The sequence below is a fragment of the Mycobacterium parascrofulaceum ATCC BAA-614 genome (assembly GCF_000164135.1).
GTDB lineage: Bacteria > Actinomycetota > Actinomycetes > Mycobacteriales > Mycobacteriaceae > Mycobacterium > Mycobacterium parascrofulaceum.
This window is the reverse complement of the sequence record NZ_GG770561.1, coordinates 67682-77608: the sequence shown is the minus strand read 5'-3', so window position 1 is coordinate 77608 and position 9927 is coordinate 67682. Positions and strand designations below refer to the sequence as shown.

The following is a 9927-nucleotide window of genomic DNA, read 5'->3' as shown; positions in this document are numbered from 1 at the left end:
GCGTTATCGCCACACGAACGGCGATCAGCGTCACGAACTCCACGCCGAGAATCGGCCACGTCAAACGCAACACGAACCCGACCGCACACAGCCACTGCGGAGACAAGCCATTCCTACGCCCAACGCCACGCCGACGCCGGCATCCCGATCGACGTCCTGGCCGAACTGCTCGATCACCGAAGCTATTCGGTGACCCGCCGCTACTACCGCATCGGCGAGGACCGCCGCCGCGACGCCGTCGACACGGTCACCACGCTCAGCTTCGACCGGCACGGCAACCGGATCTGGCGTGACGCACACGCCCTGCTGGACTCCGAGCGCGCCCGCCACGCCATCGGCGAGGTCGCCGTCCCCGACGGCACCTGCACCGAACCAACCAACGTCAAGGCCGGCGGCGGTGCCTGCCCGATCCGATTCCGCTGCGTCGGCTGCGATCACTTCCGCACCAACATCGCCTTCCTGCCCGACCTGCAGGCATACCTGGACGACCTGCTGCGCACCCGCGAACGGCTGGCCGCCACCATCGACGGAGTGGACGAATGGGCCCGCGCCGACGCCACCCCCACCGAGGAGGAGATCACCCGAATCCGGCGACTGATCAACAGGATCAAAGGCGACATCGCCGAACTCGACGACACGGAGCGAGCGCAGATCAACGACGCGGTCGCCATCGTGCGTCGTCATCGTGCGGCCCACACGGTCCCGCTCGGCATGCCCACCCTCGCCGCCACCCCACCCGCACCAGCAACCCCCGCTTCGGAGGCCACCGCATGACCACAACCACCGACACCACGTCGAATCACACACGCGCACAATCTGTCTCGTCGAGCACACGCACCCGATCGATGCTCGACGGCCGTCGCGGCGACTCGATGCGCCGACGCCGGCGCGTGCTGGCCGCGATCGACCAAGCCGCAGCCGCCGGCGACCGGCTCAGCGCGGCCGCGATCGCTCGTGCGGCCGGAGTCGACCGCACATTCCTCTATCGGTACCGCGACCTACTCGAGAAAATCCATGCGCTGCAAACAGATCCAGTCCCCGACGAACACACCGGCCCCACGGTCACCCAAGCCTCACTGCAGGCCGACCTGCTCGCCGCCCACGAACGCGCCGCCCGGCTCAACGCCCGCATCCGCCAACTCGAGCAGCGGCTCTCCCAAGCACTCGGCGAACAAACATGGCGCGAGTCCGGGCTCGACGCCCCAACCGACATCGATGCACTCCACCAACGGATCACCCATCTCGAACAGCAGGTCCTCGACCAACAACAACAACTCGACGAACGCGACGAAGACCTCGCCGCCGCCCGCGCTACCAACCGCGAACTCATGGCCCGACTCAACGCGCCAGGCCGGCCCCGCTGAAACCGCGAGTCGACTTGCACCACACCTGTTGCAGCAGATAGCATCCCAACATCAGCTTCTGAACTGCACAAACTCAGAGAATCACGCCGCTGCATCTGGTTGAGCCCCGGAGAGCAGCCCATACGCGTAGACGGTCTTCAGCAGCGTCGAGTCCCGCAACGCTGACAACGCTCCCTTGCGGTGGCGAAGTCGCGCCTGATCTACCAAGCCATCGGCGGCATCGAAGAGCTCTTGAACCTCGTCATAGCTCAGCGGGCGCCGTCCCGGCCGCCCCTCAAACTCGTTGACGTGACGCACGGTGTTCCAGTCATGCAGGATCTGTGCCGGGGCCTGCCCGAACCGCTCAGCGCACAAAGACGCCCATCCATATCGCGTGTCAGTAACGAAGTCGCCGAACAACCGCAATGCGTTTTGGTATCCCCGTACCGTCGAGTCAGCTTTTGGCTCCGCACCGGAAAGCAGTTGGGAGAAAAACGCATCCGCGTCATCTGCTTGCCACTGCCAGGGATACGTCCCGGTGAACTCGGCGAAACGGCGCACCACGCTCGCCCGCGCCTGCACCGTCGGTGGCTTGCACACCCGGGCTCGCTGCTGATCAGCCCAGCCAGACAGCATCGCGGTGAAGACCGTGGCTTCTGGATCCAACGGAAGCACTTTCGACACCAGCGACAGCGCTGCTGACCCCGGCAACTCGACGCCCACCATCCTGTTGTACTAGATGCGACAATGATGCGCCAGACGTAAGTGTCGAGACAGCACCCTTTCTGAGGTGTGATCCGATGTCCGCGGGACGCGCTTTACTGGGCGCTATACTCGCTCTCAACCGAGCAATTATGTTGCAGCAGATGCAATTCCGCTCGTCCTGCGGCAGAAGTGAGTACGGTGCATCGACCCGCAAGTGCACTGAACTAGTCCGACAAGCACCCTGTTGGCGCCAAGCGTCGCCTCACACCGCCCACAGCGCCCCGGCCAGGGTTCTTCCCAGCCCCGAGCAGTGCGCCGCAGCCGCATACGGTGAAGCAATCCGGCCGACGTGCGGGCCCGTCTTAGCCAGCGTGATACCCGGGGCCAACATCGTCGCCGTCTACTGGGCGATGCATACCGCCGTCTATCGGCTGGATCGCATCCACCCCGTTCCCACAGCAGCGCAGCACGACCGGCAGTACTCGCCGGCTAAATCACCAACAGTGCTTACACCCTCACCACAACATCGGCATATCACCGAGGCGCGCCGCCTCCACTGCGGCCCGATCCCAGCCGCGTTCCCGCAACACCGTGTGCAACGCGACCGAGCGCTCCCGCCGAGCCCATAACCCATCACTGGGAATCGACCTGCGGCCTCCTCCGCGCCGCATCCGGGCCATTCGTCGCATATTTTCACTCTGAGTGCCGATTACCACATGCTGGAATGTCGCCTCGGCCGCACAGACTTTCACGCACAGCGGGCTATCGCACTCGTGCAGGCCCAACTCGTCTGGCTGAAGGAGCACACTGAGTCGACGCGCCAGCGCGTACCGGTGCGGCCGCACGCAAATCCCTTTACCCCCACGGTAAATGAAGAACCGGCCATATCCGTCTTTACCGATAGCCCCCGTGAAAAAATCGCAGTCGTCAGCGCCGGGTCCTTGCACCACGTCGGAGTCAAAGCGCCGGCATTCGTCGGCGTGCACAACAGGATCGACCCACAGCGGCATCCCCAGATGAACACGCACGCGCCCACGCTAAACCCGGCCACCGACACCTTCGTCATGCGCCGCAGCGCCATTCGCACCTAGTGCTTGCGCCGCCGCGCCATCGTCATGCGCAGTAACGCCGTTCGCACCTAGTGCCAACGGCGCCGCGCCAGGGGCCGCCGCGCCGTTGCCCTCACCTAGTGCTTGCACCGCCGCGCCAGTGTGCGCGCTCGCCGCCTTTAACATCATCCGAACGCTACCGACTTTGACCCCAGCCAATTCCGCTATCGCCGCGAGTGATTCGCCGCGACCCTGCATTCGAGCCACCGCGATGCCGCCGGCCTGGCGGTGCGTGTGCCGACGCCGCTCTGCCTCTGCCCGAATCTCGAGGATGCGAGTTGCCTCCCACTCCTCCACGGCCGCCAGGCGACCCAGCTCAACGAGTAACGACGCCGCGTCATCGACGTTTTGCCGCTCGCACTCCACGCGTGCCTCGTTCGCTCTAAGCTGCGCCTCGCGAACCCGCCTACGCGCCGCTGATTTCGAGTTGATCGTTCCCATCGCCGCACCATACGACGAACCGGCTGTCCCGCTCTACCACACTGACCAACATCAGTGCGTCCACATTTGTCCACCACCAATGTTTCCCGATCCCCCAGTCCCACAACATAAGCCGATCCCACCCTCATGCACCACACACCAATGACCACCGGCATCAACCGTTCTGAACCACCCCAGACACCACACACCTCTTGCATTAAGGTCACAGTTTCCTAAGAACCGCCTGATCTGTGTAGGACAGATCTGCGGTGTCGTCTCTAACGTGCGCCTCGAAAGGGATTGCACTGCAGTGACGATGACTAGCCACAAGCTCACCGCCGGAGACGGTTACCAGTACCTGATCCGGCAAGTCGCTGCTGTCGACACCACCGCGCGCGGCCGGGCCCCGCTGATCGACTACTACTCGACCAAAGGCGAATCTCCGGGCCGATGGGTGGGATCGGGTCTGGCATCGCTGTCCTCGACAAGGGCACGTCCGGTGCCCCCCGAAGACCTCGCGAAAGTTTGGGCCGTACCGGTTGATTCGCCGGTCACCGAGGCCCAAATGAAGGCCCTGTTCGGGGAAGGCTTGCACCCCAACGCCGATGCGATCACCAAGTATGTCGCCGAATGCGGCGTGCGCGGCCTCGCGGCCGCCGAAGCCGCCAAACTGGGCCGCAAGTTCCATATCCGCGACAGCGAAACCACCTTTGTGCGCGCCCTGGCAGTGGCCTACCGCGATCACAACGAAGAAGCCGGCCTGCACTGGAACGCGCCCATCGCCGCGCCCACGCGCGCCGCGATCCGCACCGTTGTCGCGCGCCGAATGTTCGCTGAGCAGTACAAGCGCGCGCCCGCCGACGATCGCGAACTCAGTGGGTTTATCGCGCGGGAAACTCGCGCGCGCACGACCGCGGTCGCCGGCTACGACTTGACGTTTTCGCCCGTGAAGTCAGTGTCGACGCTGTGGGCGATCGCACCGCGCGCCGTCGCAACAGTGGTAGAGGAATGTCACGACGTAGCGGTCGGTGATGCGCTGGCGTGGCTAGAAACTCACGCCGCATTTACCCGTTCAGGTAAGGGTGGTGTCGCCCAGGTCGACACCACCGGGCTGCTCGGGGCGGCGTTCACCCACCGCGATTCACGCGCTGGCGATCCTGATCTGCACACCCATGTCGCGATCTCCAACAAGGTCGCCACGGTGGGCCCTGACGGTGTGTTGCGTTGGCTGGCGCTTGACGGGCAGCCTGTGCACCAGTTCACCGTGGCCGCCTCCGAGCTGTACAACACGCGCCTGGAAGCCCACCTTGGACAGCGACTGCAGCTGCGGTTCGCTGATGTGGTCGGCGAGGGCCGCGGCAAGAGGCCGGTGCGTGAAATCGTGGGAATCTCAGTCGAGCTGATGGCCGCGTGGTCGTCGCGGCGGCTGGCCATCGAAGCCCGCACCGCCGATCTGGCCAAGCAGTTTCAAGCCGCCCACGGCCGCGAGCCGACCCACGTGGAAACCATCGCGTTGGCTCAACAAGCGACCCTAGAGACCCGCGAAGCCAAACACGAACCCCGATCATTCGCCGAGCAGCGCCACATGTGGCGCGGCCAAGCGATCGAGGTGCTCGGCGCTGTGCGGGAGCTGACCGCGATGCTGGGCACCGTCTTGTCCGCGCCGGCGCCCCAAATCGATGCTGTCGATGACGACTGGATCACCGCGCGCGCTGCCCAAGTCATCGCCACGGTTGCCCGGTCCCGCGCGACCTGGCAACGCCACCACGTGTTCGCCGAGGCGCAGCGCCTCGTTCGTGGCAGCGGGCACGCCGCCGACGAGACGCTGGCCGACAAGATCACCGAGACTGCTTTGGCCGAGCCGCTGTCGGTTCAGCACATCGATATCGACGACGGTGAAATGGGAGAACCTGCGCAGCTGCGTCGCCGCGATGGAACCAGCGTGCATAGCCGCCACGGCAGCGCTACCTACACCTCTCAGGAGCTGCTGGCCGCTGAGCGACGCATCGTTGCTGCCGCCCTCCGACGCGGCGGGCGCACGGTCGAGGACATCGATATCGAGCTGGCGCTGGCAGACTCGGCCGCACGCGATAAGCAACTCAACGAGGGCCAGGTCGCACTGGTCCGGGAAATGGCAAGCAGCGGGCGCCGAGTGGCGTTGGCGCTGGCCCCGGCCGGTACCGGGAAGACCACGGCGATGGCCGCGCTGTCGCATGCGTGGCGCTCCTCGGGCGCGACCATCGTCGGCTTAGCCCCCACCGCGGCGGCAGCCATCGAACTGGGTGAGGATCTGTCGGCCCCGACCGACACCATCGCCAAATACGTCTGGTCGGCCGACCCGGCCAGCGGGTCGAGTCGCTCTGCCCCACCGCCATGGTTCACCAACGTCGGACGCGACACGCTCATCATCATCGACGAGGCCGGCAAAGCCGGAACGCTCGAACTTGATGCGGTGATCACCCACGCCTTAGCCCGTGGCGCCAGCATCCGGCTGGTCGGTGATGACTGCCAACTCGCGTCGATCTCAGCCGGTGGCGTGCTGCGCAACATCGCCCACAAGACCGATTCACTGACGCTGTCTCAGTTGGTTCGCTTTGGCTCCACCGCCGAAAGCGCAGCGACCCTGGCGATCCGCAGAGGAGACCCCTCTGGACTCGGGTTTTACATCGACCACCAGCGTGTGCACGTCGGTGCCGATCAGACCGCCGCCGACATGGCCTACACCGCGTGGGCCGCCGACCTCGACGCGGGCCGCGATTCCCTCCTGTTAGCACCCACCAACGCCATCGTCGATACCCTCAACGCCCGAGCCCGACTCGATCGCCTCGCCGCGGCTGACCCGGCAACACGGCGCGGCCACGAAATCACCCTTTCTGATCGGCTTGCCGCCTCTCCCGGCGACCTTATTCGCACCCGCCGCAATGCCCGCCGGCTGCGCTTGAGCCCCACCGATTACGTGCGCAACGGCTACCGCTTCCAAATCCTGGAAATCCACCGAAACGGCAGCATCAAAGCCCGCCACCTCGGCAGCGGCCAAACAGTGCGCCTCCCCGCCCACTACGTCATAAAGCACGTCACCCTCGGCTATGCGGCAACCATTGACTCCGCACAAGGACTCACCGCCGGACACGCCTGCCACATCGTCGGTGCCGGGAGTCTCACTCGCCAACTGCTCTACGTGGCATTAACTCGCGGCCGCATCGAAAACCACATCTATCTATCCACCGCGGAATCCGACCCGCACCGGGTGTTGTCGCCCAAAGCAACTCACCCCGAAACGGCCGTCGATGTCCTGACCAAAACGCTGTCACGCGACGGCGCACAAGTCTCGGCCACCAGTGCCGCACGCGAAGCCCGCGACCCCTTCGTGCGGTTGGGCCCGGCCGCGGCGATGTACTACAACGCCTTGGGCGACGCCGCCCAGGCCCTGGCTTCCCCGGCCCTGCTGGCCCAACTGCACATCACCGCCGATCAGCTCTATCCAGGGTTGACCCGCGCCGAAGCATGGCCAGTGCTCTGCAAACACTTGGCGATCATCGGCGCCGACGGGCGCGACCCGTTCGCCACACTGACCGAGGCCGCCAGCGTAGGCGAGCTTTTCAGTGCCCACGATCCCGCCGCGGTGCTCGACTGGCGCATCGACCCCACCGGCGGACACTCTGCCGGTATCGGGCCGCTGCGCTGGCTGCCCGCCACTCCCACTTTGCTGGCCAACGACCCCGCATGGGAGAACTGCCTGACCGGTCGCGCCGTGCTGGTTGCCGAGCTGGCAGACCAGATCCGTGAAACCGTCACCCACCAATGGACACCGGCGACCGCGCCGGCCTGGGCCAAACCCGTGCTGGCCGCCAACCCCCAACTCGCCGCCGAAATCGCGGTCTTCCGCGCCGCCCACAACGTGGTTGCCGAAGACACCACCCTGCTCGGCCCACCCCAATACGCCGTGCGCGCCCGCACCATCCAAAAACTCCTCGAAAACCGGGCTCAAGCGGTGGTGCGCACCCAAAGCCCGCATGCTCGCCGCTTTGAGCAGCTGATCGACTCCATCGATCCGCGCATCCGCGCCGACGGGTACTGGCCCCAACTGGCCGCCCACCTCGCCCAAGCCGCCACCAGCCGGCCCGACCTGCCCGGCCTCGTTCGCGCGGCCGCCATCCAACGTCCGCTCCCCGACGAGCTGCCCGCCGCCGCGCTGTGGTGGCGTCTTGCCGCCGAACTCACGCCCGCGGCCACCGTCGATGCCCCCCACACCGGCCTGCGCCCTGCCTGGATCGCTGACTTGCACAACGTCTTTGGGTCAGCAACCGCGCAATCCATCGTCGCCGATCCCGCCTGGCCCGGCCTCGTCTCAGCTGTCAATGCCGCCGACCCCACCCGCTGGACCCCCGCCGACCTTCTTCACGTCGCCGCCGAGCACCTGGCCGACGTCGACCCCGACCACACCATCCCCGCCTACCAATACGCCCGCACCATCACCTACACCGTCGACCTGATCGGCGGCCACCACGACCACGCCGACCACCCGCTACCCGAACAACCCCCACTGCACCCCGAGGAAGAAGAACAACTTCCCCCCGACCCCCACGCAACCAGGATTGACATGCCTGCCACCGACCTGTCTACGCAACCGTGGCACCCCGAACTCGTTGAGCCCGACCCGACCAACACCCCGCTTGAGACCGCCGACGAACTCGCCGGCCTGGACTTCGACGACCTCCCCCGCCACCGCGTGGCACCCCCGCCACTGCCGGCCGCTCTGCTTGACCTCACCAGCTTGCGGACCCAATACCAGCAGGCGCTGGCCGACCATCAGGCCCTGCATGCCCGCGCCGCAATTGGTGACGGACCGGCAATGCGCCAAGCCACCCCGCGCATCCGCGAACTGCGCCAGCGCGCCGACGCCGACCGCCCCTACTTGATCGCCGTTCACGACGTGACCGCCGAATGGGCCGACGCCGAAGCCGAATACGAGACAGCGCTAAGCCATGTCGACTGGGCGCGCAACCAGCTCGACGAGCTGCAGGCTCAACCTGACGTCGACCCACTTGACATCGCCTCGGCCAAACTCGATGTCCAACTGCGACTCATGGCACTCCCCGACACTGCGCCCGCCGAGCGCTATCAGGCTGCGCTTCGCGAAGCACTCGCGGCGCGTGCAAAGGCCGCCGGCGGCGCGGACCGCGTCATCAGCGGTGACGACGTCGACAACGTCATCGCCGAAGCACGATCCGAAGACGATCGCGCCGTGCTGGCCGCCCGCCGGCGCTCCAGCCAGCTGCGCCGTGACCTTGACCGCGCAGAACTGGCTGCCGCCGCCGCGTTCGCGGCCGCCGAAACCCGTTCGGCCGAGCACATCACCGCCCAACTCGGCCAACTGGCCATCGAGCTACGCGTGCTCGAAGCCGCCAGCCGCTTCCAACCGCACCGCCCCCTCAGCCTTGCCAACAGTGCCGCCGCCGACCTCTCCCCCGCCATAGCCGCCGCCATCACCAGCACCGCAAGGCTGCCCTTCGCCGTCACGGTCGTGCACGCCCAACCCTCGCCCGAGCGCCGCGCCGCCCTGCACACCCTGCACAGCGCGGCTGCAGCCTCCGAACGAAAGATCCTGTGGTGCAGCCCTACTCGCGAACAAGCCGAGGACGCCGTGACCAACGAGCTCGCCGACACCGCTGCCACCATCACCGAAACCCACGCCACCATCACCAACAAAAAGTCGCAGTCGCCGTTACCCCCCGGCAGTCTCATCATCATCGACGACGCCGCCAGCGCCGACCCTGCAATAATCGCCGACCTCGCCGAACACGCCGCGGCCAACCAGTCCGGCCTTGTCCTGCTCGACACGACCGGCCAAACGTGGCCACCCAAGCCTGCCCAGCGGCTCCTGCGACTCGTCGCCACCGAATTACCCTGGACGACAACCATCGGCGCGCCCCCAACGTCGGCTGTCATCAACCGCGGGACCCCGCCCGACCTCGACCCCGCGCTCACCCAGGCAGGGCGCCTGCACCCAGCCATACTCGACGAGCGACTGCGCGACAGCCTCGCACGCGCCGCCCAGCTCCACGCCACCATCCACGCCGCCTACCAGCGACACCTTGAGGCCACCTGGCTTCGCGAACGCGGCCCCCACGCCAAGCAACAATCTCCAGAAATCGGCATCACCGATGACTGAGTGATCTGCTTAGAACAGGGATCCGTTCCGTTCGGGGTCTCTCGCAGCCAAATTACCGACTCGTCGTCGTCCCCACCGTGCTACGACGCGCGGACGTGGGCAACCGGTTTTGTCGCCGCTCGGCGACGACGCGATAAATAGTTGAGCCAACCACAACCAATTCGGTGTTATACTTGAT

At 66.2% G+C, this 9927-nt stretch carries 6 protein-coding genes; 3 read left to right on the top strand and 3 right to left on the bottom strand.

Annotated elements, in window-relative coordinates:
- Window positions 1-189: 189 nt before the first annotated feature.
- Window positions 190-774, top strand: a complete 585-nt coding sequence (locus HMPREF0591_RS28070; RefSeq protein WP_007172183.1) for a hypothetical protein — start codon at window positions 190-192, stop codon at window positions 772-774.
- Window positions 771-1364 carry a hypothetical protein gene (locus tag HMPREF0591_RS28065; protein WP_007172182.1) on the top strand — a complete coding sequence of 198 codons (594 nt, stop codon included), beginning with the start codon at window positions 771-773 and terminating at the stop codon, window positions 1362-1364. Before HMPREF0591_RS28070 ends, HMPREF0591_RS28065 begins: the two co-directional genes overlap by 4 nt.
- 81 nt (window positions 1365-1445) lie before the next feature.
- Here the strand turns inward: HMPREF0591_RS28065 and HMPREF0591_RS28060 are convergent, their stop codons facing one another.
- The 3 genes from HMPREF0591_RS28060 to HMPREF0591_RS28050 form a co-directional block, all read right to left on the bottom strand.
- Window positions 1446-2066: a hypothetical protein gene (locus HMPREF0591_RS28060; RefSeq protein WP_225325865.1), complete on the bottom strand. Its 621-nt coding sequence runs from the start codon at window positions 2064-2066 to the stop codon at window positions 1446-1448.
- A gap of 497 nt (window positions 2067-2563) precedes the next feature.
- The gene (locus tag HMPREF0591_RS28055) at window positions 2564-3076 is read right to left on the bottom strand and encodes a hypothetical protein (protein ID WP_225325864.1); all 513 of its coding nucleotides are present in this window, start codon (window positions 3074-3076) and stop codon (window positions 2564-2566) included.
- Window positions 3077-3085: 9 nt separating this feature from the next.
- Window positions 3086-3598 (bottom strand): hypothetical protein, encoded by a 513-nt coding sequence (locus tag HMPREF0591_RS28050; RefSeq protein WP_007172179.1) that lies wholly within the window; start codon window positions 3596-3598, stop codon window positions 3086-3088.
- A gap of 295 nt (window positions 3599-3893) precedes the next feature.
- On the opposite strand from HMPREF0591_RS28050, the gene mobF reads away from it, so the two are divergent.
- Window positions 3894-9749: a MobF family relaxase gene (mobF, locus tag HMPREF0591_RS28045; RefSeq protein ID WP_046182041.1), complete on the top strand. Its 5856-nt coding sequence runs from the start codon at window positions 3894-3896 to the stop codon at window positions 9747-9749.
- Window positions 9750-9927: the final 178 nt, after the last annotated feature.

Bases quoted from the DNA above. Each gene is read 5' to 3' on its own strand.
- HMPREF0591_RS28065 (WP_007172182.1), top strand. From the start codon at position 771: ATGACCACAACCACCGACACCACGTCGAATCACACACGCGCACAATCT.
- HMPREF0591_RS28050 (WP_007172179.1), bottom strand. From the start codon at position 3,598: ATGGGAACGATCAACTCGAAATCAGCGGCGCGTAGGCGGGTTCGCGAG.
- mobF (WP_046182041.1), top strand. From the start codon at position 3,894: ATGACTAGCCACAAGCTCACCGCCGGAGACGGTTACCAGTACCTGATC.